Here is a 24586-nt window from a genome sequence, read left to right on the forward strand (position 1 = left end):
TCTGGGACAATGGACGGCGCCAGCCGTTGACCGTACGGCTGCCCTGGAGAAAGAAGGACGTGCCGACGTGGCTCAGAGCACCGAGACCACCGACTGGGTCTCCCGTTTCGCGGATGAGGTCATCGAGGAGTCGGAGCGTCGGGCCCCGGGCAAACCGGTCGTCGTCGCGTCCGGACTCTCCCCCTCCGGCCCCATCCACCTGGGCAACCTGCGCGAGGTCATGACCCCGCACCTCGTCGCCGACGAGATCCGGCGGCGCGGCCACCAGGTCCGGCACCTGATCTCCTGGGACGACTACGACCGGTACCGCAAGGTGCCCGCCGGCATCGCCGGGGTCGACGAGACGTGGGCCCGGCACATCGGCAAGCCGCTGACCTCCGTGCCGGCGCCGCAGGGCTCGCCCCACCCGAACTGGGCCGAGCACTTCAAGGCCGCCATGGTCGAGGCGCTCGCCGAGCTCGGCGTGGAGTTCGACGGGATCAGCCAGACCGCGCAGTACACCTCCGGTGTCTACCGCGAGCAGATCCTGCACGCCATGAAGCACCGGGGCGACATCGACGCCGTTCTCGCCCAGTACCGGACCAAGAAGGGCCCCGCGAAGAAGCAGTCGCAGAAGCCCGTCGACGAGGCCGAGCTGGAGGCCGCGGAGGGGTCGGGCGCGGCGAACGAGGACGACGGGTCCTCCGGGGCCGCCGGGTACTTCCCGTACAAGCCCTACTGCGGCAACTGCGAGAAGGACCTCACCACCGTCACCTCGTACGTCGACGACACCACCGAGCTGTCGTACACCTGCAACGAGTGCGGCTTCTCGGAGACCGTCCGGCTCAACGAGTTCAACCGCGGCAAGCTCGTCTGGAAGGTCGACTGGCCCATGCGATGGGCCTTCGAGGGCGTCGTCTTCGAGCCCAGCGGTGTCGACCACTCCTCGCCGGGGTCGAGCTTCCAGGTGGGCGGGCAGATCGTCGGGATCTTCGGCGGGAAGCAGCCCATCGGACCCATGTACGCCTTCGTGGGGATCAGCGGGATGGCGAAGATGTCGTCGTCCAAGGGCGGCGTGCCCACACCGGGCGACGCGCTGAAGATCATGGAGCCGCAGATCCTTCGCTGGCTCTACGCCCGCCGCAGGCCCAACCAGTCCTTCAAGATCGCCTTCGACCAGGAGATCCAGCGGCTCTACGACGAGTGGGACAAGCTCGACGGCAAGGTCGCCGACGGGTCCGCCCTGCCCGCCGACGTCGCCGCGCACTCGCGTGCCGTGCGCACGGCCGCTGGTGAGCTGCCGAGGACCACGCGGCCGCTGCCGTACCGGACGCTCGCGTCGGTCGCCGACATCACCGCCGGGCACCAGGACCAGGCGCTGCGGATCCTCTCCGAGCTGGACCCGGAGAACCCGCTGGCCGCGCTGGACGAGGCGCGTCCCCGGTACGACAAGGCCGAGGCCTGGATCAACACGCAGGTGCCCGCCGACCAGCGGACCATCGTGCGCGACGAGCCCGACGCCGAGCTGCTGAAGTCCCTCGACGAGGCGTCCCAGCAGTCACTGCGGCTGCTGCTCGACGGGCTCGCCGAGCACTGGTCGCTGGACGGGCTGACCCACCTCGTGTACGGCGTGCCCAAGGTGCAGGCCGGGTTCTCCGCGGACGCCACGCCCAAGGAGCTGCCGGCCGAGATCAAGACCGCCCAGCGGACGTTCTTCGCGCTGCTGTACCACCTGCTGGTCGGGCGCGACACCGGGCCGCGGCTGCCCACGCTGCTGCTGGCGGTGGGCCAGGAGCGAGTACGGCGGCTGCTCGGCGAGTAGGCGGTACGGAAAAGGGGGCCCTTGGATCGAGGGCCCCCTTTCTCGTACCCGTCAGGCGATGTGCTCGTCCGTCAGTTCCGCGTTGAGGCGGTTGGAGAAGCGGTTCACCATGCGCTTGGCCTCGGCGTCGTCGAGAGTGACGTCGTACGTAGCCTCGACGTCGGCGATGAACCCGCGCGGGGTGGGCGCTCCGTTCCCGCCCTTCGTCGACTCACGGAAGACCTGGTAGTAGTCCTCCTCGGTCGGCTCCGGTGTGCCGCCGCCCTCGCCGAGCTCACGGGTGCGGCCGGGGCTCACGGGGATGGGGAAACTGCCCGTCTCCTCCGGGGAGGGTTCCTGGACGGGGGGCTCCTCCTGGTACTGGTACTGCTGCCCGCCCTGGTACTGCTCCGCCCGGAGCTGTTCCCGGTACCACTCCTCGTCGTGCTCCGGGAGCTCGAGCGAAGGGTCGTAGCCGCCGTGGTACTCGACCTGACGGGGGGTGTTGAACCAGTCCTGTACGTAGTCCGGTTGCTCGGCGTCGGGGGCGCTGTACAGCTCCTGGCGCTGCCCGCCGTGGGGTACCGCTCTCTGTGGGACCGGTGCCTCCCCCGCGGTACCGGCCACGTCGGCCACAGGCACCGCATCCAGGGCCTGCTTCGGCGCCGGAGGCAGCAGCGCCGGCTCGATGCCCGCCGCCGCCAGCCCCGCCGGAGCCGTCTCCGCCAGCGGCACCCCGTAGCGGGCCAGGCGCAGCGGCATCAGGGACTCCACCGGCGCCTTCCTGCGCCACGCGCGGCCGAAACGGGAACGCAGGCGGGCCTGGTACACCAGGCGCTCCTGCTCCAGCTTGATGACCTGCTCGTAGGAGCGCAGCTCCCACAGCTTCATACGGCGCCACAGAAGGAACGTCGGGACCGGCGACAGGAGCCAGCGGGTCAGACGTACGCCCTCCATGTGCTTGTCGGCCGTGATGTCCGCTATGCGCCCGATCGCGTGGCGGGCAGCCTCCACCGCCACCACGAACAGGATCGGGATCACCGCGTGCATGCCGACGCCCAGCGGGTCCGGCCAGGCCGCCGCGCCGTTGAAGGCGATCGTCGCCGCCGTCAGCAGCCAGGCCGTCTGACGCAGGAGCGGGAACGGGATACGGATCCACGTCAGGAGCAGATCCAGGGCGAGCAGGACGCAGATGCCCGCGTCGATGCCTATCGGGAAGACATAACTGAAGTTCCCGAAACCCTTCTTGATGGCCAGCTCGCGGACGGCCGCGTACGAACCGGCGAAGCCGATGCCGGCGATGATCACGGCGCCGAACACGACCACACCGATGAGAATGCGATGCGTCCGAGTCAGCTGCGGTGGTGGCGCGGCCACTCGTACTCCCCTCCCAGTGCATGCTGTTGCGCGCAACAGGGTGGCACATCTGTGCGGCGTCCGGATTCACGGATGGCACGAGCCCGGTCCCTGGACGGGGCCGGGCTCGTACAACAGGCGGGTCTGAGCTGCGCGTTGTGACGCAGGGGTGGGGCAGGTGTGACGGTCAGCTCTTCTTCGACGCTGACTTGGACGGGGAGCTGGACGCCGCCTTCGAAGGGCTGCCGGACGGCGACTTCGAGGGAGACTTCGAAGCCGACTTCGAAGGGGTGCTGCTCGGCGTGCCCGCGTCCGCGCCGCCGTTCTCCTTCGTCACCGCGGCCACCGCCTCCTTGGCGGCCTTGCGCGCGAGCTTGTCCAGGTCGTCCGCGCTCGGCGTCTTCTCACCGGCCAGACCGGCGCCGTTGTAGTCGAGCGTGACGACCACGTTCTCCACCCGAGCCACGACCGTCTCCTGCTTGAAGGAGCCTTCCTTCTTCTTCAGGTCGTAGCGCACCGCCGTCGCCTCGTCACCCACCCCGGTGGCCGGCTGCGACTTGACGTTCTTCGCGCCGCTCACCGAACGGGCGTCCTCCACCTGCGTCTCGAAGTACTCCCGCGCCAGCTGGTTGCCCGAGCCGCGCGTGACGTCCGAGTCGAAGCGCAGCAGGGAGACGTTCAGCCAGCGGAACTGCGAGCCCTTCACGCCGTTGTTGTCGAGGCTGCTCCAGGAGCAGGAGCTACGCGTCGAGGCGTCGTCGGACGACCCCTCCTTGCCCGACTTGGCCTTCGGGACCAGGACCTCCAGCGTGTTCTTCGTCAGCACCTTGCACGGCTCGGGAAGCGCCTTGTACGCGACCGCCTGCACCGTCGGCGAGGGGCTCGCGGACGACTCCGACGCCGATGCCTTCGTACTGTCCCCGGCTCCGTCGTCCGAACCGGAGTCCGAGGTGCAGGCCGTGGCGATCAGCATCACCGGGACTGCGGCCGCGCAGACAAGGGCGCGGCGCAGGCCCCTCGCCCGCTGCTCGCGCTGCTCACGCCGGTCAAGCTGGTCTCGCTCTGCTGCTCGCTGCATGGTTCCTTCACTCATGACTGACAACCGTGATTCCTGCGGTCGGATCGGGTCCGAGGGGCCACGGTACGCGGTGAAGAAGCTGTGTGGTCTCGTTTCGGTTACGTCGCTCAGGGGCGCACCGGGGCCACGCGGGGGCGCTACTCCGCCAGCTCGTCCGCCAGTTGCGAAGCCAGATTCAGGGCCCTGTCCTGCAATTCCTCGCTGTCCGGGACCGTGCCGACGGTCGCCGGCTGCTCCTCGTACACGATCCGCACAATCACATTGGACGTGCGGAACGCCACAGTCACCTTGCGCTGCTGGGCCGTCGAACCGGCACTGCCGAGCTCGTCGTCGAGGAAGGCCGCGTCCCCGAGGTCCTCGAGAACGCGGGGCTGCAGCTCGGCCGGGGTCGCGCCGTCGGTGGGGCTTGCCGAACCGGAGGCGGACGAGGCGGACGAGGCGGACGCCGAAGCCGAAGCCGACGGTGACGCCGAGGAGGAAGGGGAGCCGCTCGGATCGGCCGACGAGGTGCCCCCGGTGCCCTCACCGCCGGCGGTGGCGCCGGTGCTCGCCGGCTCCGGAAGGTCGGCCGCCTCCTGCTGGATCGCGAAGAGCTGCTCCGCCTCGCTGTCGTCGCTGACCGCTGTGTCGTACGACACCACACGCGAGAAGTCGACGAAGAGATGGTTCGTCGCGTCCGCCGACTCGACCTTCCAACGGCAGCCGACCTTGCGGTCCGTGTCGTAGGTCAGCGTCGGCGTGCCCTCGTACGCCCTCTCGCGCTGCTCCTCGTCCGGGAGCTGCCTGATGCCGGGCAGCAGCGCGTCGAGGGTGTCCTGGTCCACCACGCCACAGGCCTCCGGGAGCGTGGCGTACCGGCCGGGCTCGGCCGTCACGGTCGCCGTACCGGAGTCGTCGGGGTTGGAGTCGTCGGTCGAACCGCCGCTGTCGGAACTGCCGGTGCAGCCGGCCAGCAGCGCCGCGAGGAGCGCGGCGACGCCGGATACGTACGCCTTCCGCTGCACGGTCAGGCTCCTCTCGACGGTGGCTGTGTGGTGGGTGCGGTGCCGGTGTCCCAGTGTCCCCGCTGGTTATTCGGTTGCTGCGCGGGGGCTTCCGCTGGAGACAATGTGTATCGCACGCACTGCCGTGGACGCCGGTCCGTTGTCCCTTTTCGTCGACCCTGGCGCCGGTTTTGCGATTTCAGACTTGTATGTGATTTCCGGGGGATAGAGGACGATATGTCGTACGTGGAGATGCCGGGCGCGAAGGTTCCGATCCGCATGTGGACCGACCCGGCGACGGTCGAGGACGGTGCCCTGCAGCAGCTGCGGAACGTCGCGACCCTGCCGTGGATCAAGGGCCTCGCCGTGATGCCGGACGTGCATTACGGGAAGGGGGCGACGGTCGGGTCCGTCATCGCCATGCAGGGGGCCGTGTGTCCTGCGGCGGTGGGGGTCGACATCGGGTGCGGGATGTCGGCGGTGAAGACGTCGCTGACGGCCAATGACCTGCCGGGGGATCTGTCGCGGCTGCGGTCGAAGATCGAGCAGGCCATTCCGGTGGGGCGGGGGATGCATGACAGTCCCGTGGATCCGGGGCGGATGCACGGGTTCGCCACCGCGGGGTGGGACGACTTCTGGGGGCGGTTCGACGGGATCGCGGACGCGGTCAAGTTCCGTCAGGAGCGGGCCGGAAAGCAGATGGGAACGCTCGGAAGCGGCAACCACTTTGTCGAGGTGTGCACCGATACGGACGGTTCCGTCTGGCTCATGCTGCACTCCGGTTCCCGGAACATCGGCAAGGAGCTCGCCGAGTTCCACATCGGCGTGGCCCAGAAGCTCCCGCACAACCAGGGGCTGATCGACCGTGACCTCGCCGTGTTCATCGCGGACACCCCGCAGATGGCGGCGTACCGCAACGACCTGTTCTGGGCGCAGGAGTACGCCAAGTACAACCGCACGATCATGATGGCGCTCCTGAAGGACGTGATCCGCAAGGAGTTCAAGAAGGCGAAGCCGACCTTCGAGGCCGAGATCAGCGCGCACCACAACTACGTGGCCGAGGAGCGTTACGACGGCATGGATCTGCTCGTGACCCGCAAGGGCGCGATCCGGGCCGGCTCCGGCGAGTACGGGATCATCCCGGGCTCGATGGGCACGGGGTCGTACATCGTGAAGGGCCTCGGGAACGCGAAGTCCTTCAACTCGGCCTCGCACGGCGCGGGTCGGCGCATGAGCCGGAACGCGGCCAAGCGTCGCTTCTCGACGAAGGACCTGGAGGAGCAGACGCGGGGCGTGGAGTGCCGTAAGGACTCCGGTGTCGTGGACGAGATTCCGAGCGCGTACAAGCCGATTGAGCAGGTCATCGATCAGCAGCGGGACCTCGTGGAGGTCGTGGCGAAGCTGAAGCAGGTCGTCTGCGTGAAGGGCTGACGCCTCCGACCCACGCTCCTCATTTCGGAGCGTGGGTCACCGCGTAGATCATCACGAACGCCACGATGTGGATGCCGAAGAGGAAGTAGCCGAGCCACCACCACATCTGGCGTTCGTTGTGCGGGTCTTTGCCCGAGTTCTGGTCGCCGTTCGTCACTACAGCTCCCTGTGGACCTTCGTGTTGGACGCCTGGGCCCGGGGGCGGACGACCAGGAGGTCGATGTTGACGTGGCTGGGGCGGGTGACCGCCCAGGTGATGGTGTCGGCGACGTCGTCGGCCGTGAGGGGCTCGGCGACGCCCTCGTAGACCTTCGCCGCCTTGTCCGTGTCGCCGCCGAAGCGGGTCAGGGCGAACTCGTCCGTCTTGACCATGCCGGGCGCGATCTCGATGACGCGGACCGGGCGGCCGACGATCTCCAGGCGCAGGGTCTCGGCGAGGACGTGGGAGCCGTGCTTGGCGGCGACGTAGCCGGCGCCGCCCTCGTAGGTGCCGTGGCCGGCGGTGGAGGAGACGACGACGATCGTGCCGTCGCCGCTCGCGTCCAGCTTGGGGAGCAGGGCCTGGGTGAGGTTCAGGGTGCCGATGACGTTCGTCTCGTACATCGAGCGCCAGTCGGCGGGGTCGCCGGTGGCCACCGGGTCGGCGCCGAGTGCGCCGCCCGCGTTGTTGACCAGGACGCCGATCGTCTTGAAGGCCAGGGCGAACTCGTCGACCGCGGCTCGGTCGGTCACGTCCAGCTGGTAGGCGGCGGCGGAGTGGCCGGCCGCGTTGATCTCCTCGGCCAGCGCCTCGATGCGGTCCTTGCGGCGGGCGGTCAGGACGACCCGGTAGCCGGCCGCGGCAAGCCGGCGTGCCGTGGCGGCGCCGATTCCGCCGCTCGCGCCCGTGACGACGGCGATGCGGGAGGCGGCGGACGGTGCGGCGGTGGGCATGGCTGCTCCTCGGGCGTGATCGAAAGCCTGTCCGGCCAGGATAGGCGGGCGGTGGGAGAATAAGGGGGGTGGTCCTCCATCACGGGAGGTGGATCATGGGACAGGCACGTGAGGTCATGGACCGGCTCACCGCCGCGGTCACCACGGCGGACTCCAAGACCATCGCCGAGCTGTACGCGCAGGACGCCGTCGCCGTCACCCCCGACGGCGGGGAGCTCCATGGGCGCGACGACATCGCCACGTACTGGCGTCAGATGACGGAGGCGATACCCGAGGGCTCGTACGAGTCGGTGCACTCGTACGAGGTCGGCAACACGGCCATCGACGAGGGCTTCTTCAGCGGCCGGAACACCGGGCCGATCCAGTTGCCCACGGGGGAGACGCTGGCCCCGACGCAGAAGGAGATCAGGATCCGCGGGGTGGACTTCGCCACCGTCGACGACAGCGGACACATCGTCGACTACCGGCTCTACTTCGACGAGATGGACTTCCTCGGGCAGCTCGGACTGCTGCCGCCGCCCTGAGCCCTGGGCTCCGCCCCGAGTTGAGCCCTGACGGGGTCAGTTTCCTCGCGGTGCGTACATGATCACCGCCATGCCCGCGAGGCAGATCAGCGCGCCCGTCACGTCCCAGCGGTCCGGGCGGTAGCCGTCGGCGACCATGCCCCAGACGAGGGAACCGGCGACGAAGACACCGCCGTACGCGGCGAGGACGCGGCCGAAGGCGGCGTCGGTCTGGAGTGTGGCGACGAAGCCGTAGGCGCCCAGGGCCATGACGCCCGCGCCGATCCAGAGCCACCCGCGGTGCTCGCGTACGCCCTGCCAGACCAGCCAGGCGCCGCCGATCTCGAAGAGGGCGGCGACGACGAAGAGGGCGGCGGAGCGCAGGACGAGCATGGGAGCAGTGTGCGTCACCTGGCCGGTGAGGAGGTGCGTCACCTGTTGGACGGCGCCTGCCGGGCGCTTCGCGTGGGATACATCCGTACGACCACGTGGAGTGAGGAGTGGGCGGTATGCGGCGGATGCGGGTGGCTGCGGTGTGCGGTGCGGCCCTGATGGCGGCGGTCGGCGGGATGGTTCCGCAGGCCGGGGCGGCGGGCGGGGCCGAGGAGGGGCTCGCCTATCACGGGTCGGTGCTCCTGTCCGGCGGGCTGGCCGACGTACGGTTCGCACCGCACCGTTCCAAGCCGGACGCGGCGGCGGGCGCGAAAGTGACGGTACGGCTGCGCTGGTCGGTGCCGCTGGCGGACCGGCAGGCGCTGCCGCGGGGGTGCGTGCGGGCGGAGCCGCGGGTCCTGATGTGCCGGATCGGGGCGCCGGACGCGGACGGGGTGGGGCAGCAGGTCGGGTTGCGGGTACGGCTGCAGGGGGCGCCGTCGGAGGTGCTGGTGGACTTCGACACGCTGCAGAGCGGTGGGCAGGCGGATGACCAGACCGGTGGCCAGAGTGGTGAGCAGGGCGGTGAGCAGACGGGGCGGCAGCGGGTGCTCGCGTTGGACACGGGGGACACGTACTACTTCTGACTACCTCTGACCGGCCCCGACCTCGGCCGCGCCCGTGTCCGCGCCCTCGGTGTCGTAGCGCTCGCGTGCCTCGCGCACCTCGTCGAAGTGGGTCTCCGCCCAGTCCTTCACCGCGGTCAGCAGCCGGGCCAGGTTGTCGCCGAGCGCGGTGAGTTCGTAGTCGACGCGGACCGGGACGGACGGGGTGACCGTGCGGCTGAGGAGGCCGTCGCGTTCCAGTGAGCGCAGGGTCTGGGTCAGCATCTTGGGGCTGACGCCGGCGATCTTGCGGCCGAGGTCGCTGTAGCGCATGGGGCCGGAGGCGAGGGCGGCGACGACGAGGCTGACCCACTTGTCGCTGATCCGGTCCAGGAGCTGGTTGGTGGGGCAGCTCTTGACGAACGCGTCGTACTCGATGCGGGCCTGTTCGCGCCGCTGTGCCGCGGTCCTGGTCGCCATGGCTCACCTCCGGGGTACATACGCACTCTCAGGTAACTACTTACTAAGAGATAGTAGCTCTTCCTAGGGTTGTTCGCAGTGGACGGGAGAGCGTTCCACATGCTGACAAGCCAAGGGGAGCTGTTGTGCGTGCTGTTGTGGTGAACTCGTTCGGTGGGCCCGAGGTCGTGGAGGTCGTGGAGACCGAGGTGCCGGAGCCCGGTGCGCGGGAGGTGCGGATCAAGGTCTCGGCGGCCGGGCTGAATCCCGTGGACGCGGGGGTGCGGGCCGGGGTCTTCGGGGGTGCGGGGAAGCGGATCGGGCTCGGCTGGGATGTCGCCGGGACCGTGGACGCGGTGGGTGTGGCCAGTTCGTGGAGCGTGGGCGACACGGTGGTGGCGCTCGACTACGGCATGGTCAAGCCGGTGGGTACCCACGCCGAGTACGTGGTCGTCCCCACGGACGCCGTCGCCAAGGCGCCGGTGACGGTGGACGCGGTCCATGCGGCGACGCTGCCGCTGAACGCGCTGACGGCCGTACAGGCGCTGGATCTGCTGGAGTTGGTGCCGGGGCGGTCGTTGCTGGTGACGGGGGCGGCGGGGGCCGTCGGTGCGTACGCCGTCCAACTCGCCGCGCACCGGGGGATATCGGTGACCGGGCTGGCCCGGGAGGGGGACGAGGAGTTCGTACGGTCGCTGGGGGCGGGGGAGTTCGTGAGCGGGGGTATCGAGGCGGGGAGCTTCGACGCCGTGCTGGACGCCGCGGTCCTCGGTTCGGCGGCTCTGGAATGGGTGCGGGACGGGGGTGTCTACCTCGGCCTCATTCCGCAGGCGCAGCCCGCGTCGGTGCGGGGGGTGCGGACCGGGGCGGTCGAAGTGAGTGCCGATGGGGCGCGGTTGGCGGAGCTGGTGCGGTTGCTGGATGACGGGGTACTGACGACTCGGGTGGCGGAGACGTTCGCGCTGGACGATGCGGCGAAGGCGCATGCGCGGCTGGCGGAGGGTGGGGTTCGGGGGCGGTTGGTGTTGGTGCCGTGAGGTGGATGGGGGTGGGGTGATCCGGTGCGGGGGGGGGTGAGTGGCCCCGGCCACATGGGCGGGACCTCTGTGGGTGACCGCGACTGCCGGCCTCGGGTCAGTGCACCCCTTGTGCGTACGTCGCCGGCGGTACCCCCACCGTTCTCGTGAAGTCCCGGATCAGATGGGCCTGGTCGGCGTAGCCGAGGTCGGCCGCGAGGGCGGCCCAGTTGATGTCGGTGTGGGTGGCGGCCTGGTTCAGGGCCTCGTGGATGCGGTAGCGCAGGACGACCCACTTGGGGCTGACGCCGACATACGTCGAGAAGAGCCGTTGCAGCGCCCGTACCGACAGGCCCCGTGTCTGCGCGAAGTCGCCGACGCGGCGCACCGTGCGGTCGGTGCGGATGTGCTGGACGAGGGTCGTGGCGAGGTCGGCCTGGGGGTCGGGGGTGCAGGGGAGGGAGAGGAGGAAGGTGTCGAGGGCGGCGACTCGGGCCCGGTCGTCGGCGGGGGTGACGATCGCGTGGGCGACCTCGCCCGTGGCCTGCGGGAAGACCTCCTGCGCGGGCAGGGCCACGCCCGTCCACCGGGACACCGGCGCCCCGGGGGCGTACGGCCGGAACCCGCCGGGCCGGAACTTCACGCCGCAGACCCGGCCTCGTCCGGTCAGCTTGCGGGTGTACAGGCCGAGCGCGACCCCGGTGACCTCGGCGTACGGCTCGGCTCCCGCCTCGTCGGCCCCGTCCCACTGGAACGTGAGGTTGACCGCCGGGTGCGGGACCACGTGGGAGGCGTAGGGCTCGGGCAGGTCCCAGTCGATGAGCCAGTACCACTCGACATACCGGCGCATCGGCGCGGCGGGCTCGTGGCGGCGGAACCGTACGCGGTTCAGCAGTCCGGACGGGTCGACGATCCCGCGGGTGTCGTGGCGGCGTGCGTCTGCCTCCATGGCCGGATCGTACGTCGCGTTTCTTCAAGAGGGGCAGCCCAGGATGTACCTACGGTCGGGGCATGGACACCAACCCTGTGACGACGTACGGCATCGGTGAGCTGCTGGGCATGGCGCGTGAACGGGCCGTTCCGGTGGTTCGCGGGATCGGGGACGCCGCCCTCTCCGCTCCCACGCCGTGCGCCGAGTACGACGTGAAAGCCCTGGTCAACCACCTCTTCCAGGTGATCGTGCAGTTCCAGCGGCTGGCCGCGAAGGAGGCGTCGGACTTCGGTGAGACCCCCGACCGGGTCGCCGCGGGCCCCGAGTGGCGGGAGCGGCTCGTGAAGGAGGCGGACCGGCTGGTGGCGGCCTGGTCCGCGCCCGGTGCGGAGGACGGGACGACCGGCGGGATGAACATGCCCGCGCGGCTGGTCGGCTCGATGGCGCTGCTCGATCTGACCGTGCATGTGTGGGACCTGGCGCGGGCGACGGGCCAGGACTACCCGGGTGCCGACGAGGCGGTCGTGGCGGAGCTGACCGGCGCGGTGGACGAGCTGGCGCCGACCGCCCGGAAGATGGGGGTGTTCGGGGAGCCGGTGCCGGAGGCCGAGGGCGCGTCACCGTTCGAGCGGCTGCTCGCGCGGACCGGCAGGGATCCCCAATGGGCGTAGCACCCGGCAGGAATCCGCGCCGCGAGCAGCGTCCGGCATGGACCCGCCCCGCATGTAGCCCCGGCAGGGAGCCGCGCCCGGCAGGAACCCGCCCCGCGAGCAGCCCCGGCAGGGCCCCGCACCGGAAGTGTCCCGGCGATCCGGGAATAGCCCCCGCCCGCTCTCCGTTCTCCAGGTATAGTTGAACGGTCAACAACCTGGAGGGTGAGCGACCATGCAGTTCGGGATCTTCAGCGTCGGCGACGTCACGCCGGACCCCACGACGGGCCGTACGCCGACCGAGCGCGACCGCATCAAGGCCATGGTCGCCATCGCGCTGAAGGCCGAGGAGGTCGGGCTCGACGTCTTCGCGACCGGTGAGCACCACAACCCGCCGTTCGTGCCGTCGTCCCCGACGACGATGCTCGGCTACGTCGCGGCGCGGACCGAGAGGCTGATCCTCTCCACCGCCACCACCCTCATCACCACCAACGACCCGGTGAAGATCGCCGAGGACTTCGCCATGCTCCAGCACCTGGCCGACGGCCGGGTGGACCTGATGATGGGGCGCGGGAACACGGGGCCGGTCTATCCGTGGTTCGGGCAGGACATCCGGCAGGGCATCAACCTCGCCGTCGAGAACTACGCCCTGCTGCACCGGCTGTGGCGCGAGGACGTCGTGAACTGGGAGGGGAAGTTCCGCACGCCCCTGCAGGGCTTCACGTCCACGCCCCGGCCGCTGGACGACGTACCGCCGTTCGTCTGGCACGGCTCCATCCGCTCGCCGGAGATCGCCGAGCAGGCCGCGTACTACGGCGACGGCTTCTTCCACAACAACATCTTCTGGCCGGCCGACCACACCAAGCGGATGGTCGAGCTGTACCGGACCCGGTACGCGCACTACGGGCACGGCACGCCCGAGCAGGCGATCGTCGGGCTGGGCGGGCACGTCTTCATGCGCCGCAACTCCCAGGACGCGATCCGCGAGTTCCGGCCCTACTTCGACGTCGCGCCGGTGTACGGGCACGGGCCGTCGCTGGAGGACTTCACGGACCAGACGCCGTTGACGGTCGGCACGCCGGAGCAGGTCATCGAGAAGACCCTGGCCTTCCGCGAGTACGCGGGCGACTACCAGCGCCAGCTCTTCCTCGTCGACCACGCCGGGCTGCCGCTGAAGACCGTCCTGGAGCAGATCGACATGCTCGGCGAGGAGGTCGTGCCGGTGCTGCGCAAGGAGTTCGCGGCCGGGCGGCCCGCCGGGGTGCCGGACGCGCCCACGCATGCTTCCCTGCTCGCGAAGAAGCAGTCCGAGGAGGTGACCGTCGCATGAGGCTCGTCGTCGTGTCGGCGGGGCTGAGTGTGCCGTCGTCCACGCGGTTGCTGGGCGACCGGCTGGCGGCGGCGGTCGGCCGGCGGGCCGACGTGGACATCGAGGCCGTAGAGGTCGTCGAGCTGCGCGACCTCGCGGTGGAGATCGCGCACAACCTCACCAACGGTTTTCCGGGGCGGCGGCTGGCCGCCGCCATCGACTCGGTGACCTCGGCGGACGGGCTGATCGTCGTCACGCCGGTCTTCTCGGCGTCGTACAGCGGGCTGTTCAAGTCGTTCTTCGACGTGATCGACAAGGACGCGCTGACCGGGATGCCGGTGCTGATCGCCGCGACCGGCGGGACCGCCCGTCACTCCCTGGTCCTGGAGCACGCGCTGCGTCCGCTCTTCGCCCATCTGCGCGCCGTGGTCGTCCCGACCGGGGTGTACGCCGCCTCGGAGGACTGGGGCGCGCAGGGGCTGGACGGGCGGATCGAGCGGGCCGCGGGGGAGCTGGCGGGGCTGATGCGGGGGCTGTCGGGGGTCAGGGCGGCAGCCGAGGACGACCTCGTGGTGGTGCCGTTCGCCGAGCAGTTGGCGGCACTCTCAAGCCCGTCCGGCGCTTGATGGCGAGGCCGTTCAGGCCGAACGGGGGCCTGGGGGCGGGGCCCCCAGGGGCGGCCATGTGACGGTGAGAGCCCAGTAAGAAGGGTGATCGTAAGCTCGCTCACCCGGCCGAACCGCCGGAGGCCTTGGCAGTATGAACGCGTGCCCCAGACTGTTCTCCTCGCCGAAGACGACCGCGCCATCCGCAACGCGCTGGAACGCGCGCTGACCCTGGAGGGCTACCGGGTCACCGCGGTCGCCGACGGCGTCGAGGCGCTGGCGCAGGCCCATCGCACGCCGCCGGACGTGCTCGTGCTGGACGTGATGATGCCCGGCATCGACGGGCTCCAGGTCTGCCGGGTGCTGCGCGCCGAGGGCGACCGCACCCCGATCCTGATGCTGACGGCGCTCGTGGAGACCCAGGACAGGATCGCCGGTCTGGACGCGGGCGCCGACGACTACGTCGTGAAGCCCTTCGACGTCGAGGAGGTCTTCGCCCGGCTGCGCGCGCTGCTGCGCCGCACCAGCGAGGTGAACGGCCCCCTCGCCGGCGTACCGAAGCAGACCTCGGAGACCCCCGAGACGCCCGAGACACCCGGGACGCCCGCGACGTCCGACCGGCTGATCCAGGCGGCCGGGCTGCGGATGGACCCGCAGGCGCGGCGGGCCTGGCGGGGCGCGCGGGAGCTGGAGCTGACGCGGACCGAGTTCGAGCTGCTGGAGCTGCTGGTCCGCAACGCCGGCATCGTCCTCGACCACTCCACGATCTACGACCGCATCTGGGGCTACGACTTCGGCCCCGGCTCCAAGAACCTCGCCGTCTACGTCGGCTATCTGCGCCGCAAGCTCGACGAACCCGGCGCACCGCAGCTGATCCACACGGTGCGCGGGGTGGGTTACGTGCTGCGGGAGGACTGAGTGGGCTCGGTCCGCCGTCGGCTCGAACGGCTGCTGACGGGGCGGCGCAGATCGGGACTGGGCACCACCTTCGCCGTGTCGTTCGCGGCCGTGACCGCCGCGGTCACCGTCCTGGTCGGCCTGCTGTCGTACACCGCCGCCGCGCGGCTGGTGCGGGTGGACCAGGAGTCCGTGTTCGACGAGGTCGTGCAGGATCTGCGGGGCGAGGTGCGGCAGCGGCCGATGACGCCGGAGGACTTCTCGTCGTCGGCGCCCGGGCACGATCTCGTACGGCCCGCCCGTACCGATGTGCAGGTGCTGGGCCCGGACGGTGCCATCGTCGACCCGGGCCGGCCGGGGCTGCCGGTCACGGCCGGCGACCGGCGGATCGCGGCCGACGCGACGGCCGGGCGGATGGTCCAGTACCGGGACGTCGGTGTCGGCAGCGACGTCTACCGCGTCGCCACCGTCGCGCTCGGCGGCGGGCGGGGCGCGGTGCAGGTGGCCCAGGAGTTCAGCGACACCGAGGACCTGCTGCGGGCGCTGCAGCAGCGGACCCTGCTGCTGATGGCGGCCGTCGTCACGCTCGCGGGGCTCTTCGGCTGGTGGCTGGCCCGGCGCATCACCCGCCGCCTGGTCGTCCTCACCACGGCCGCCGAGGACGTCGCCCGCACCCGGCGGCTCGGCATCCAGGTGCCGGTCACCGGATACGACGAGGTGGGCCGACTGGGCCGGGCCTTCGACCGCATGCTGGGGCGGCTGGCGCAGTCGGAGGAGGACCAGCGGCGCCTGGTGCAGGACGCGGGGCACGAACTGCGTACGCCGCTGACCTCCCTGCGTACCAACATCTCCCTGCTGCGCCGTATCGACGAACTGCCCCCCGCCACCCGCGACGAACTGGTGGCCGACCTGGGCCAGGAGGCCCGCGAACTGACCGATCTCGTCAACGAGTTGGTCGACCTGGCCGCCGGGCAGTCCGACACCGGGCCGGTCCAGCGGGTGGACCTCGCCGAGATCGCCGAGGATGTCGCGGGGCTCGCCCGGCGGCGTACCGGGCGGCGGATCGTGGTCCGCGCGAGCGGCGAGACGACGACGGACGGGCGGCCGGGGATGCTGCAGCGCGCGGTGACCAACCTCGTCGAGAACGCGGCGAAGTTCGACCGGGACGGCGGGGCGCCGATCGAGATCAACGTCGCCGGTCCCGCCATCCCCGGCACGGTCCGTGTCGAGGTCCTCGACCGGGGGCCGGGCATCGCCGAGGACGACCTGATCCGGGTCTTCGACCGCTTCTACCGGGCCGCCGACGCGCGGTCGCTGCCCGGGTCGGGGCTCGGGCTGTCCATCGTGCGGGAGGTGGCGCTGTCGCACGGGGGAGCGCCGTTCGCCTTCCGGCGGGACGGGGGCGGGTCGGTGATCGGGTTCACGGTGGGGGGTTCCGCCTGGGCGGATGCCTGAGCGGATGCCTGAGCGCACGCCTGGGCGGGCGCCTGGGAGGCGTTGCTTGAACCGCTGTCCTTGAGGGGAGGAACGTCATCGTGCTGAGTGACGTGGAGGGCACCGTCCTGGCGGAGATCGACGAGGCCTGGATCGGGCGGACGCTGCTGGAGCTGATCGCGGTGCCGAGCGTGACCGGGAGCGCGGCCGAGTCGGAGCTTCAGCATCTGCTGGCGGGGCGGCTGGAACGGCTCGGGCTCGATGTCGACCTGTGGTCCATGGACCTGGACGCGCTGCGCGCGCACCCCCGCTTTCCGGGGGCGGAGGCGGAGCGGGAGGAGGCCTGGGGGCTGGTCGGAACCACGCCGGACGGCGGCGACGGGCCGACCTTCGTCCTCCAGGGCCACGTCGACGTCGTACCGCCGGGGGACCCGGACGCCTGGGACGGCGATCCGTTCGTGCCCAGGGTGACCGGCGACGTCGTCCACGGCCGGGGCGCCTGTGACATGAAGGCCGGCCTGGTGGCCCACCTCGCCGCGCTGTCCGCGATACGGGCCGCCGGGGTGCGGCTGCGCGGGCGGGTCGGTGTGCACTTCGTCGTGGGCGAGGAGGACGGCGGCCTCGGCGCCTTCGGCACGCTGCGGCGCGGCCACCGGGGCGACGTCTGCGTCATCACCGAGCCGACCGGCGGTACCCTCGTCACCGCCAACGCCGGCGCGCTGACCTTCCGTATCGCCGTGCCCGGCAAGGCGGCGCACGGCAGTGCACGGGACCAGGGCGTGAGCGCGATCGACGCGTATGTGCCGCTGCACCGCGCGCTGGGCCGGCTGGAGGCCGAGCGCAACCGGGACCCGCATCCCCTGATGGCCGACCACCCGATCCCCTACGCCCTGTCGGTGGGGACGGTACGCGCCGGGGACTGGGCGAGCAGCGTGCCCGATCTGCTGGTCGCGGAAGGGCGGTTGGGGGTGCGGCTGGGGGAGGACCCGGCGGATGCGCGGGCGGCCTTCGAGCGGTGCGTCGCGCAGACGTGCGCCGATGATCCGTGGCTGCGGGACCATCCGCCGACCGTGACCTGGCCGGGCGGCCAGTTCGCCAGCGGGCGGCTGCCGGAGGGGCATCCGCTGCCGGGGGTGATCCGGGGTGCGTACGCCGATGCCGTGGGGGCCGGGGGGCTGCGGGAGTGCGGGGCGCCGTACGGGAGTGATCTGCGGTTGTATGCCGGGGCGGGGATCCCGACCCTGCAGTTCGGGCCCGGGGACATCCGGGTGGCGCACAGTGCGCGGGAGCGGGTGTCGCTCGCCGAAGTGGTGGAGGTGGCACGGACGTTGGCGGTGACGGTCCTGCGGGCGGTCGGTACGAAGTGACGCGGGCGTGGGTCCTGTGCTCGTCCGTATGAAGTCCCGTGAAAACAGTCACTGTTGGACCAACCCTGCGTACACCCCGTGGCCGTGAGGCGGACCGTCGCGGTCAAGTGCGCGCGTCCGGACGGGACGGCCGGCGGCGAGGCCACCTGCCGGATCGTCATGGAGTACGTCCCCGCCCGCAGCCTCGCCCAGATCGTGGCCTACAGGCGGCCCGCTCTCGCCGGAGGACGCCGGCTCCGTCGGCCGCCAGATCGCGGCCGCGCCGGCGAAGTCCTACTCCATGGGCGTGGTGCACGGCGACGTCACCCAGGAGAACGTCCTGGTCACCGAGGACGGCATCGCCCGGCTGACCGACTTCGGCATCGCCCGCGCCCTGTGGAGCGACGTCACCCAGACGCACACGGTCACGACGGGCGTGGTGCGCGGCAAGCCCAAGTACCTCGCCCCCGAGCCGGCCAAGGGACGGCCCGCCGACGAGAAGGCCGACGTGTTCTGGTCGCTCTCGGCCGCCGGTATCTCCTGCACGAACCCGCCCGCAGCCCCTCACCTGGCGGCAGACCGCCGCACTGCCGGCCGAGGTACGGCCCGCCGACAACTGAACGGACGAACGCGTCGAGCACCTCGTCAACGGCGTACGCGCCCGGCTGTCCCACGACGGGGCGCCCTGACCGTCAGCCGCTCTCGGGTCGTGTGCGGCGGGCGTAGGCGCGGGCCGCGCGGGCGCGGTCGCCGCAGCGGGTGGAGCACCAGTGGCGGCGGCCGTGCCGGAGCAGGTAGCGGTTGCAGGGGGCGGAGCCGCAGGCCGTGAGGCGTTCGGCGTCGGGGGAGGTGAGCAGGTCGGCGGCGTCGGCGGCGAGGGTCGCCAGGGCGTGGTCGACGATCTCGGTGGTGGGGTGCGGGGCCGCGCGGTACGGGCCGTCCTTGTCGTCCCACTTCAGGAGCGGGGCCGTCGGGACCCTGGTCAGCGCGTCGTTCACGGCCGTCAGGGCGGCGGGCAGGGCGGGCAGTGCCGCGACCCGCGAGTCGAACAGGGAACGGATCTGTTCCCGCAGCGCCCGCAGCTGCGCGGCGCACATCTCCCGCATGCCGGCGTCGACCGGCGCGAGATCACGCTCGACGAGCCACTGGTTCGCCGCGGCCGGAGTGCCGAGGAGGTCGACGAACTGCCCGCCCGGCAGCGCGATCACGCTGTTGACGAGGGCGAGCGACGGGTACTGCTCCGCTCCCGGCGCGGGCGGGATCGGCGACTCGACGGGCTCCCCCGTGGCGCTGACGGTCTCCTTCATGGCTCTCATGGTAGGAACCCGGCGCGACTCGGGGGGCGCGCCGGGTTCCGTCCGTCGGATCGGCGAGGCCGGGGCGGCCTCGGCCGGGCGGGCCTCACATGTGGACCACGGGTGCGGCGTCCGGGTCCTGGGCGGGTGCGCCGCGCCGGTAGAGGATCACGCTGACGACCAGGCCGACCGCGAAGAAGACGGCGGACCACCAGTAGGCGGTGGAGTAGCCCTCCAGACTGGCCTGTGCGAGGGCCGCCGGGTCCCTGGGGTCCTTGTCGGCCAGGTAGTCGGTGAGGGCACTGGAGAACAGGGTGTTGAGCAGGGCCGTGCCGAGCGAACCGCCGACCTGCTGCATCGTGTTGACGGCGGCGGAGGCGACACCGGAGTCCTCGGCGGCGACGCCGCTGGTGGCCAGGCTCATCGCGGGCGCCATCACCAGGCCGAAGCCCAGGCCCGCGACGATCAGCGGCGGCAGGATGTGCGCGACGTAGCCGCTGCCGAGGTCCAGGCCGGTCAGCCAGACCATGCCGGCGGCCGAGACGCCCATGCCGAGCGGCACCACGGGCTTGGGGCCGAACCGGGGGACGAGCGCGGTGGTGGCGAGGGTGGAGGTGACCATCAGCGCCGCGATCATGGGCAGGAAGGCCAGGCCGGTCTCGATGGGCGTGTAGCCGAGGCTCTGCTGCAGGTAGTAGGTGAGGAAGAGGAACACGCCGAACATGCCCGCACCGATGATCAGCACCGAGACGAACGAGGCGCCGCGGTTGCGGTCCAGCAGGATCCGCAGCGGCAGCAGGGGGTGCTCGGCGCGGGTCTGCCACCAGGTGAACGCGGCGAGCAGTACGGCACCGGCGACCAGGAATCCCCAGGTGGCCACGGAGCTCCAGTCGTGGCTCTCGGCGTTGGAGAAGCCGTAGACCAGGCAGAACAGGCCGCTGCCGACCAGGATGGCGCCGGGGATGTCGATCTTGGCGTTCTTGTCGCGGGTGGTGCGCTGCAGCAGGATCACACCGCCGACGAAGGCGACGACCGCGAAGGCGAGGTTGACGTACAGGGTCCAGCGCCAGTCGAGGTACTCGGTCAGGACGCCGCCGAGCAGGAGGCCGATGGCGCCGCCCGCGCCGGCGATGGCGCCGTACACGCCGAAGGCCTTGGCGCGTTCCTTGGCGTCGGTGAAGGTCACGGTGAGCAGGGACAGCGCGGCGGGGGCCAGCAGGGCGCCGAACACGCCCTGTCCGGCGCGGGCGGCGATGAGCATCTCGAAGCTGGTGGCGGCGCCGCCCACGGCGGAGGCACCCGCGAAGCCGACCAGGCCGACCAGGAAGGTCATCTTGCGGCCGAAGAGATCGGCTATCCGCCCGCCGAGCAGCAGCAGGCTGCCGAAGGCGAGGGCGTAGGCGGTGACCACCCACTGCCGGTCCCCGTCGGAGAAGCCCAGGTCCTTCTGGGCCGACGGCAGGGCGATGTTCACGATGGTCGCGTCCAGCACCACCATCAGCTGCGCCACGCCGATCACGGTGAGGATCCACCAGCGATGGCGGGGCGGTGCCTCGGCGGGCGGGAGCGTGGACACGGTGCCCGTGCCGGCGGGGGCGTCGGTGGAGGTTTTGGGCATGACGAGACTCCGGATCAGAAGGTGTCAACAGGCGGGAGGGGAAGGCCGAGAGGCGTCCGGTGGGTTGGGCCGCCGGGGGCCGTCAGGTGAGGCGGGCCGTCTGGGCCGTCAGGTGGATCGAGTGGCCGGGGCCGTCAGGTTGATCGGGCGGCCGGGGCAGTCAGGTTGATCGCGCGGCCTCGGCAGTCACGTGGATCGAGTCGCCCGGGCCGTCAGGTGGATCGGGTGGCCGGGGCCGTCCGGCAGGTGCATCAGGCCGCCGGAGCAGCCCGGCGGTCGGATTCCGTGCGACGCCGGCGGGCGGCGCCGCCGCCGGGGACGACGGCCGCGATGAGCTCGGGTGCGGGGCCCTGGAGCGCCCGGCGGCGGGCCGCCTGGGCCGAGGCGGGGGAGAAGTTCTGCCAGTGGCGCGCCTCGCGTTGAGCTTGCCGATCAGCGGCATGAGGTCGGTCGGGGCGGGGGCGGGGATCCCCAGGCGCTCCCCCGGCTCGTCCCCGAACGCGCCGCGGAGCACGCTGTGGATGAGCGCGCGCACCTGTTCCTCGGACAGCACCGCACCCGGCGCCCCGGCCATCGCGCGCGCCTGCGCGTCGACCATCGCGGAGGTCAGCGCCCGTACGTTCTCGTCGGGCGCCGCAGTCCCGGAGTCCAGGAGATCCCGCACCCGGCGGGCGCCGGCGTGGTCGGCCACCTCACCGTGGACGCTCTGGTCGAGCCCCAGGAGATGGGCGACGTACGACCAGTACCCGTACAGGTAGCGCTCCTCCGCACGGCCGGCGGCGATGCCGACGGCCGCGAGGGCCTCGAAGGACACGAGGGTGAAGCCGAGCCAGGTGCGGGCCAGGTCGGCCTGGCTGATCGGCAGCCCCCAGGCGGCGCTGTCCCAGCCGCACTCCAGCGCGGAGGTCCGCATACGGGCGAGAAGCAGCCGCATCCGAACGGTGGCCAGGTATCCCGGCCCGCCGCGCAGCAGCCCGCCCGGCCGTATGGTCTGCCGCGCCCATACGCCGGTCTCCACCAGGCGGCGCGACGCCGTGTCCGCCGGCCGGCCCGCGAGGGTCAGCAGCCGGGCGGTGTCCGGGGACGCGGAGGTGTACGCCAGCGCGCTCGTGATCGAGCAGAGCCCGAACCACAGGGGCGGCACCGACAGGCTCACGACGTCGCCCCGGTGCAGCGTCAGCGGGTCGACCCGGCAGGGGCCGTTCTCCAGGTGCTCCAGCAGCGCGACAACGGCGTCGGGGGGCGCCTCGTCCAGGCCGTCGAGGCCGGTCATCCCGTGCCTCAGGCCCCTGTCGAGGGCCTGCCGCGCGGGGGTGCCCAGACGGTCCAGCTCCTCGACGACGGCGTCGGCGAGCGGGTCACCGGCGGTACGCGGGGTCACCGGCCGGTCGGTTCCGACGGTGCTCCGGGTGTCGTGTGCGGTCATGTGCCCTCTCCGGTTCACGAAAGCCTTGTCTGACGGTTGTCAGATTCACCTGACGCCTGTCAGATTAGCTTGCGTCTGACAGGTGTCAAGTAAAGTGTCGGCGAGCCCCGGAACGCCGGGACCATGCGTGGGCCGGGGCGACGCGGTGAAGGAGGCAGAGGTGGGTGCAAGAGCCGAATCCGCTCGGCGGCCGGGACGTCCGGGCGCGGGCGCTCCCGCGGTGCCCGACGAGGCGGTCATCCTGCGGCGCGGGGTCGAAGCCTTCGCGGAGCTGGGCTACGACCATGCCTCCGCGCGAGAGCTGGCCCGCCGCCTGGGCGTCAGCCACAACTTCATCAACGACCGGTACGGGTCCAAGGCGGCGTTCTGGCGGGCGGTGGTGGACCACTCGCTGGGGGCGCAGCTGGCGGCCATGCCGGAGGTGGATCCCTCGCTCGACGACGCCGAGCGGCTGCGGCGGATCATCGTCGGCTTCTACCGGACCGCGGCGGACGCCCCACTGGTCGGACGGCTCCTCGTCAACGAATTCACCCAGGACAGCGAGCGGTTGGACTACCTGTACGAGAAGTACATGGCCCCGACCGTGCAGACCCTAGGAGCCATCGTCGATCGGCTCGTGGCCGACGGACGCATGGAACCCGTGCCGATGGACGTGCTGTTCTTCGCCATCGTCCCGCCCATCTCGGGAATGGTGGAGGTGCCCTTGGCCCGGCGCCTGGGCAGACCCGAGCCCACCTCGCCCCAACAACTCACCGACACGGCCGAGACACTGGCGAGGCTGGTGGTCAACGGGCTGTTGGCGAAGGGGTTCGGGACGCGGTCCTGAGACGCGGTCCCGAGACACGGTGAGAGGGGGCGGCAGACCGCACCCCTCTCACCTCATCTCCGTCTCATCGAGGATCGCTACACGGCCAGCCACGCCGCCTGGTCCGGCGCCAGCACGCCGCCCTCGACGGGCCCGCTGCTCAGCAGCACGGCCGTGTGGCCGGGCAGCGGGCACGGCTCCGCCGACAGGTTGACCACACACACGAAGCCGGGCTCGCGGCGGAAGGCGAGAACTCCCTCGGGGGCGTCCAGCCAGGTCAGGGTTGAGTCGCCGAGGGCCGGGGTGGCGCGCCGCAGCCGCAGGGCCCTGCGGTAGAGCTCCAGCATCGAGGTCGCGTCGCCGGTCTGCGCCGCCGCACTGAACTCGGCCCAGTGGGCGGGCTGGGGCAGCCAGGGCGCGGCGGTCGCGTCGTCGGGGCTGAAGCCGTACGGCGCGGTCCGGCCGGACCACGGGATCGGGACCCGGCAGCCGTCGCGGCCGCGTTGGGTGTGGCCGGAGCGTTCCCAGATCGGGTCCTGGAGGGCGGACTCGGGCAGGTCCTCGACCTCGGGCAGGCCGAGTTCCTCGCCCTGGTAGACGTAGGCGCCGCCGGGCAGGGCCAGCATGAGCAGGGCCGCGGCACGGGCCCGGCGGGTGCCCAGCCCGAAGTCCAGGGGGCCTTCGGCGCGGTAGGTGTCGTTGGCCACCCAGCGCCGGGCCGGGCTCGGGCGGCCGTAGCGGCTGGGATGGCGTACGACGTCGTGGTTGGAGAGGACCCAGGTGGCCGGGGCGCCCACCGAGCCGAGCATGGCGAGCGAGTCGTCGATGACGGTGCGCAGCTCCTTGGGGTCCCAGGTGGACATCAGGAAGTCGAAGTTGAAGGCGGTGTGCAGGCCGTCGCGGCGGACGTAGGCGGCGAGCCGTTCCGGAGTGTCCGCCCATGCCTCGGCGACGAAGCACCGGTCGCCGGGGAACTCGTCGGCCACCTTGCGCCAGCCGCGGTAGATGTCGTGGACCTCGTCGCGGTCCCAGTGCGGATGGTCGACGTGCCGCGCGGGCTGCCCCTCGACCGGGGCCCGGCGGGGCGGCAGGTCGGGGAGCTCCGGGTGCTTGATCAGCCCGTGGGCGACGTCGATACGGAAGCCGTCCACGCCCCGGCTGAACCAGAAGCGCAGGACCGACTCGAACTCCGCGCGCACCTCGGGGTGCTGCCAGTTCAGGTCCGGCTGCTCGGGAGCGAACAGGTGCAGGTACCAGTCGCCGTCGGGCAGCCGGGTCCAGGCGGGCCCGCCGAAACTGGAGACCCAGTTGTTGGGGGGCTCCGAGCCGTCGGGGCCCCGGCCCGGACGGAAGACGTAGCGGTCGCGCTCCGGGCTGCCCGGCCCGGCGGCCAGCGCCGCCCGGAACCAGGCATGCTGGTCGGAGGTGTGGTTGGGCACGATGTCGGGGATGACGCGGATCCCGTGCTCGTGCGCCTCCTCGATGAGCCGCTCCGCCTCGGCCACGGTGCCGAAGAGCGGGTCGATCTCGCGGAAGTCGGCCACGTCGTAACCGTGGTCCGCCATCGGCGACTTGTACCACGGGTTGATCCAAATGGCGTCCACGCCGAGGGACTTGAGATACGGCAGCCGGGAGCGCAGTCCGGCGATGTCGCCGACTCCGTCGCCGTTGCCGTCGGCGAAACTGCGGATGTAGACCTGGTAGATGACGGCGCTGCGCCACCACGGTGCTGCGGCGGAGGACATGGGTGTGGG

24 protein-coding genes and 1 pseudogene are annotated in these 24586 nt (G+C 71.5%); 13 read left to right on the forward strand and 12 right to left on the reverse strand.

Going from position 1 to position 24586, the window contains the following annotated elements; genetic code table 11:
* Positions 1-67: 67 nt before the first annotated feature.
* Positions 68-1801 (forward strand): lysine--tRNA ligase, encoded by a 1734-nt coding sequence (gene lysS / locus EJ357_RS26575; protein WP_126394090.1) that lies wholly within the window; start codon positions 68-70, stop codon positions 1799-1801.
* A 51-nt stretch (positions 1802-1852) separates the two neighbouring features.
* Here the strand turns inward: lysS and EJ357_RS26580 are convergent, their stop codons facing one another.
* The 3 genes from EJ357_RS26580 to EJ357_RS26590 all read right to left on the reverse strand — a co-directional run bounded on the left by EJ357_RS26580 (position 1853) and on the right by EJ357_RS26590 (position 5218).
* The gene (locus EJ357_RS26580; protein WP_228472606.1) at positions 1853-3157 is read right to left on the reverse strand and encodes a DUF2637 domain-containing protein; all 1305 of its coding nucleotides are present in this window, start codon (positions 3155-3157) and stop codon (positions 1853-1855) included.
* A 166-nt stretch (positions 3158-3323) separates the two neighbouring features.
* Complete coding sequence (locus EJ357_RS26585; RefSeq protein ID WP_228472607.1) at positions 3324-4214, reverse strand: DUF3558 family protein; 891 nt, start codon at positions 4212-4214, stop codon at positions 3324-3326.
* 137 nt (positions 4215-4351) lie between these two features.
* Entirely contained in the window at positions 4352-5218 is an 867-nt protein-coding gene (locus EJ357_RS26590) for a DUF3558 domain-containing protein (protein WP_126394093.1), read from the reverse strand.
* Positions 5219-5434: 216 nt separating this feature from the next.
* Here EJ357_RS26590 and EJ357_RS26595 point away from each other — a divergent pair, with 216 nt between their 5' ends.
* Complete coding sequence (locus tag EJ357_RS26595; protein ID WP_126394094.1) at positions 5435-6628, forward strand: RtcB family protein; 1194 nt, start codon at positions 5435-5437, stop codon at positions 6626-6628.
* A 19-nt stretch (positions 6629-6647) separates the two neighbouring features.
* On the opposite strand, the gene EJ357_RS48465 is transcribed toward EJ357_RS26595, so the two are convergent.
* Positions 6648-6785, reverse strand: coding sequence for a hypothetical protein (locus EJ357_RS48465; RefSeq protein WP_175647221.1), 138 nt, complete (start codon positions 6783-6785; stop codon positions 6648-6650).
* Entirely contained in the window at positions 6785-7561 is a 777-nt protein-coding gene (locus EJ357_RS26600) for an SDR family NAD(P)-dependent oxidoreductase (RefSeq protein WP_126394095.1), read from the reverse strand. The genes EJ357_RS48465 and EJ357_RS26600 overlap by 1 nt, the downstream gene beginning before the upstream one ends.
* A gap of 95 nt (positions 7562-7656) precedes the next feature.
* On the opposite strand from EJ357_RS26600, the gene EJ357_RS26605 reads away from it, so the two are divergent.
* Entirely contained in the window at positions 7657-8085 is a 429-nt protein-coding gene (locus tag EJ357_RS26605) for a nuclear transport factor 2 family protein (protein ID WP_126394096.1), read from the forward strand.
* Positions 8086-8121: 36 nt separating this feature from the next.
* Here EJ357_RS26605 and EJ357_RS26610 read toward each other — a convergent pair whose 3' ends face one another.
* A complete protein-coding gene (locus EJ357_RS26610; protein ID WP_126394097.1) occupies positions 8122-8457 on the reverse strand; it encodes a YnfA family protein in 336 nt (111 codons plus the stop codon).
* A gap of 116 nt (positions 8458-8573) precedes the next feature.
* Here EJ357_RS26610 and EJ357_RS26615 point away from each other — a divergent pair, with 116 nt between their 5' ends.
* A complete protein-coding gene (locus tag EJ357_RS26615; RefSeq protein WP_228472608.1) occupies positions 8574-9083 on the forward strand; it encodes a hypothetical protein in 510 nt (169 codons plus the stop codon).
* On the opposite strand, the gene EJ357_RS26620 is transcribed toward EJ357_RS26615, so the two are convergent.
* A complete protein-coding gene (locus EJ357_RS26620) occupies positions 9084-9521 on the reverse strand; it encodes a winged helix-turn-helix transcriptional regulator (protein ID WP_126394098.1) in 438 nt (145 codons plus the stop codon).
* A gap of 125 nt (positions 9522-9646) precedes the next feature.
* On the opposite strand from EJ357_RS26620, the gene EJ357_RS26625 reads away from it, so the two are divergent.
* Positions 9647-10537 carry an NADP-dependent oxidoreductase gene (locus EJ357_RS26625; protein ID WP_126394099.1) on the forward strand — a complete coding sequence of 297 codons (891 nt, stop codon included), beginning with the start codon at positions 9647-9649 and terminating at the stop codon, positions 10535-10537.
* A gap of 97 nt (positions 10538-10634) precedes the next feature.
* Here EJ357_RS26625 and EJ357_RS26630 read toward each other — a convergent pair whose 3' ends face one another.
* On the reverse strand, positions 10635-11465 hold the full coding sequence (locus EJ357_RS26630; protein WP_126394100.1) for a DUF6597 domain-containing transcriptional factor: 831 nt from the start codon (positions 11463-11465) through the stop codon (positions 10635-10637).
* Positions 11466-11527: 62 nt separating this feature from the next.
* On the opposite strand from EJ357_RS26630, the gene EJ357_RS26635 reads away from it, so the two are divergent.
* The 7 genes and pseudogenes from EJ357_RS26635 to EJ357_RS26665 all read left to right on the forward strand — a co-directional run.
* Complete coding sequence (locus tag EJ357_RS26635; RefSeq protein WP_126394101.1) at positions 11528-12118, forward strand: TIGR03086 family metal-binding protein; 591 nt, start codon at positions 11528-11530, stop codon at positions 12116-12118.
* 214 nt (positions 12119-12332) lie between these two features.
* Entirely contained in the window at positions 12333-13427 is a 1095-nt protein-coding gene (locus tag EJ357_RS26640) for an LLM class flavin-dependent oxidoreductase (protein WP_126394102.1), read from the forward strand.
* Positions 13424-14032, forward strand: a complete 609-nt coding sequence (locus tag EJ357_RS26645; RefSeq protein WP_126394103.1) for an FMN reductase — start codon at positions 13424-13426, stop codon at positions 14030-14032. The genes EJ357_RS26640 and EJ357_RS26645 overlap by 4 nt, the downstream gene beginning before the upstream one ends.
* Positions 14033-14173: 141 nt before the next feature.
* Positions 14174-14929 carry a response regulator transcription factor gene (locus tag EJ357_RS26650; RefSeq protein WP_126394104.1) on the forward strand — a complete coding sequence of 252 codons (756 nt, stop codon included), beginning with the start codon at positions 14174-14176 and terminating at the stop codon, positions 14927-14929.
* The gene (locus EJ357_RS26655; protein ID WP_407698416.1) at positions 14930-16363 is read left to right on the forward strand and encodes a sensor histidine kinase; all 1434 of its coding nucleotides are present in this window, start codon (positions 14930-14932) and stop codon (positions 16361-16363) included.
* 80 nt (positions 16364-16443) lie between these two features.
* Positions 16444-17709 carry an ArgE/DapE family deacylase gene (locus EJ357_RS26660; RefSeq protein WP_175647538.1) on the forward strand — a complete coding sequence of 422 codons (1266 nt, stop codon included), beginning with the start codon at positions 16444-16446 and terminating at the stop codon, positions 17707-17709.
* Between the two features lie 250 nt (positions 17710-17959).
* Positions 17960-18151: pseudogene (locus EJ357_RS26665) on the forward strand (protein kinase domain-containing protein); the annotation flags it as partial.
* A 229-nt stretch (positions 18152-18380) separates the two neighbouring features.
* On the opposite strand, the gene EJ357_RS26675 reads toward EJ357_RS26665, so the two are convergent.
* From EJ357_RS26675 to EJ357_RS26685, 3 genes are all read right to left on the reverse strand, one after another.
* Positions 18381-19004, reverse strand: a complete 624-nt coding sequence (locus EJ357_RS26675) for an ABATE domain-containing protein (protein WP_126394105.1) — start codon at positions 19002-19004, stop codon at positions 18381-18383.
* A gap of 85 nt (positions 19005-19089) precedes the next feature.
* On the reverse strand, positions 19090-20601 hold the full coding sequence (locus EJ357_RS26680; RefSeq protein ID WP_126394106.1) for an MFS transporter: 1512 nt from the start codon (positions 20599-20601) through the stop codon (positions 19090-19092).
* 160 nt (positions 20602-20761) lie between these two features.
* Complete coding sequence (locus tag EJ357_RS26685; protein ID WP_228472610.1) at positions 20762-22027, reverse strand: oxygenase MpaB family protein; 1266 nt, start codon at positions 22025-22027, stop codon at positions 20762-20764.
* Between the two features lie 160 nt (positions 22028-22187).
* Here EJ357_RS26685 and EJ357_RS26690 point away from each other — a divergent pair, with 160 nt between their 5' ends.
* A complete protein-coding gene (locus EJ357_RS26690) occupies positions 22188-22853 on the forward strand; it encodes a TetR/AcrR family transcriptional regulator (protein WP_228472611.1) in 666 nt (221 codons plus the stop codon).
* Between the two features lie 77 nt (positions 22854-22930).
* Here the strand turns inward: EJ357_RS26690 and EJ357_RS26695 are convergent, their stop codons facing one another.
* Positions 22931-24577, reverse strand: coding sequence for a glycoside hydrolase family 13 protein (locus EJ357_RS26695; protein WP_126394107.1), 1647 nt, complete (start codon positions 24575-24577; stop codon positions 22931-22933).
* Between the last annotated feature and the right edge of the window lie 9 nt (positions 24578-24586).

Origin of the sequence: Streptomyces cyaneochromogenes (genome assembly GCF_003963535.1) — a bacterium.
GTDB classification, from domain to species: domain Bacteria; phylum Actinomycetota; class Actinomycetes; order Streptomycetales; family Streptomycetaceae; genus Streptomyces; species Streptomyces shaanxiensis.

What these genes read in the sequence shown, in the direction of transcription:
- EJ357_RS26585 (WP_228472607.1), bottom strand. Translation starts at nt 4,214, where the DNA reads ATGCAGCGAGCAGCAGAGCGAGACCAGCTTGACCGGCGTGAGCAGCGC.
- EJ357_RS26595 (WP_126394094.1), top strand. Translation starts at nt 5,435, where the DNA reads ATGTCGTACGTGGAGATGCCGGGCGCGAAGGTTCCGATCCGCATGTGG.
- EJ357_RS26600 (WP_126394095.1), bottom strand. Translation starts at nt 7,561, where the DNA reads ATGCCCACCGCCGCACCGTCCGCCGCCTCCCGCATCGCCGTCGTCACG.
- EJ357_RS26605 (WP_126394096.1), top strand. Translation starts at nt 7,657, where the DNA reads ATGGGACAGGCACGTGAGGTCATGGACCGGCTCACCGCCGCGGTCACC.
- EJ357_RS26610 (WP_126394097.1), bottom strand. Translation starts at nt 8,457, where the DNA reads ATGCTCGTCCTGCGCTCCGCCGCCCTCTTCGTCGTCGCCGCCCTCTTC.
- EJ357_RS26615 (WP_228472608.1), top strand. Translation starts at nt 8,574, where the DNA reads ATGCGGCGGATGCGGGTGGCTGCGGTGTGCGGTGCGGCCCTGATGGCG.
- EJ357_RS26620 (WP_126394098.1), bottom strand. Translation starts at nt 9,521, where the DNA reads ATGGCGACCAGGACCGCGGCACAGCGGCGCGAACAGGCCCGCATCGAG.
- EJ357_RS26630 (WP_126394100.1), bottom strand. Translation starts at nt 11,465, where the DNA reads ATGGAGGCAGACGCACGCCGCCACGACACCCGCGGGATCGTCGACCCG.
- EJ357_RS26635 (WP_126394101.1), top strand. Translation starts at nt 11,528, where the DNA reads ATGGACACCAACCCTGTGACGACGTACGGCATCGGTGAGCTGCTGGGC.
- EJ357_RS26640 (WP_126394102.1), top strand. Translation starts at nt 12,333, where the DNA reads ATGCAGTTCGGGATCTTCAGCGTCGGCGACGTCACGCCGGACCCCACG.
- EJ357_RS26645 (WP_126394103.1), top strand. Translation starts at nt 13,424, where the DNA reads ATGAGGCTCGTCGTCGTGTCGGCGGGGCTGAGTGTGCCGTCGTCCACG.
- EJ357_RS26675 (WP_126394105.1), bottom strand. Translation starts at nt 19,004, where the DNA reads ATGAGAGCCATGAAGGAGACCGTCAGCGCCACGGGGGAGCCCGTCGAG.
- EJ357_RS26680 (WP_126394106.1), bottom strand. Translation starts at nt 20,601, where the DNA reads ATGCCCAAAACCTCCACCGACGCCCCCGCCGGCACGGGCACCGTGTCC.
- EJ357_RS26685 (WP_228472610.1), bottom strand. Translation starts at nt 22,027, where the DNA reads ATGACCGCACACGACACCCGGAGCACCGTCGGAACCGACCGGCCGGTG.
- EJ357_RS26695 (WP_126394107.1), bottom strand. Translation starts at nt 24,577, where the DNA reads ATGTCCTCCGCCGCAGCACCGTGGTGGCGCAGCGCCGTCATCTACCAG.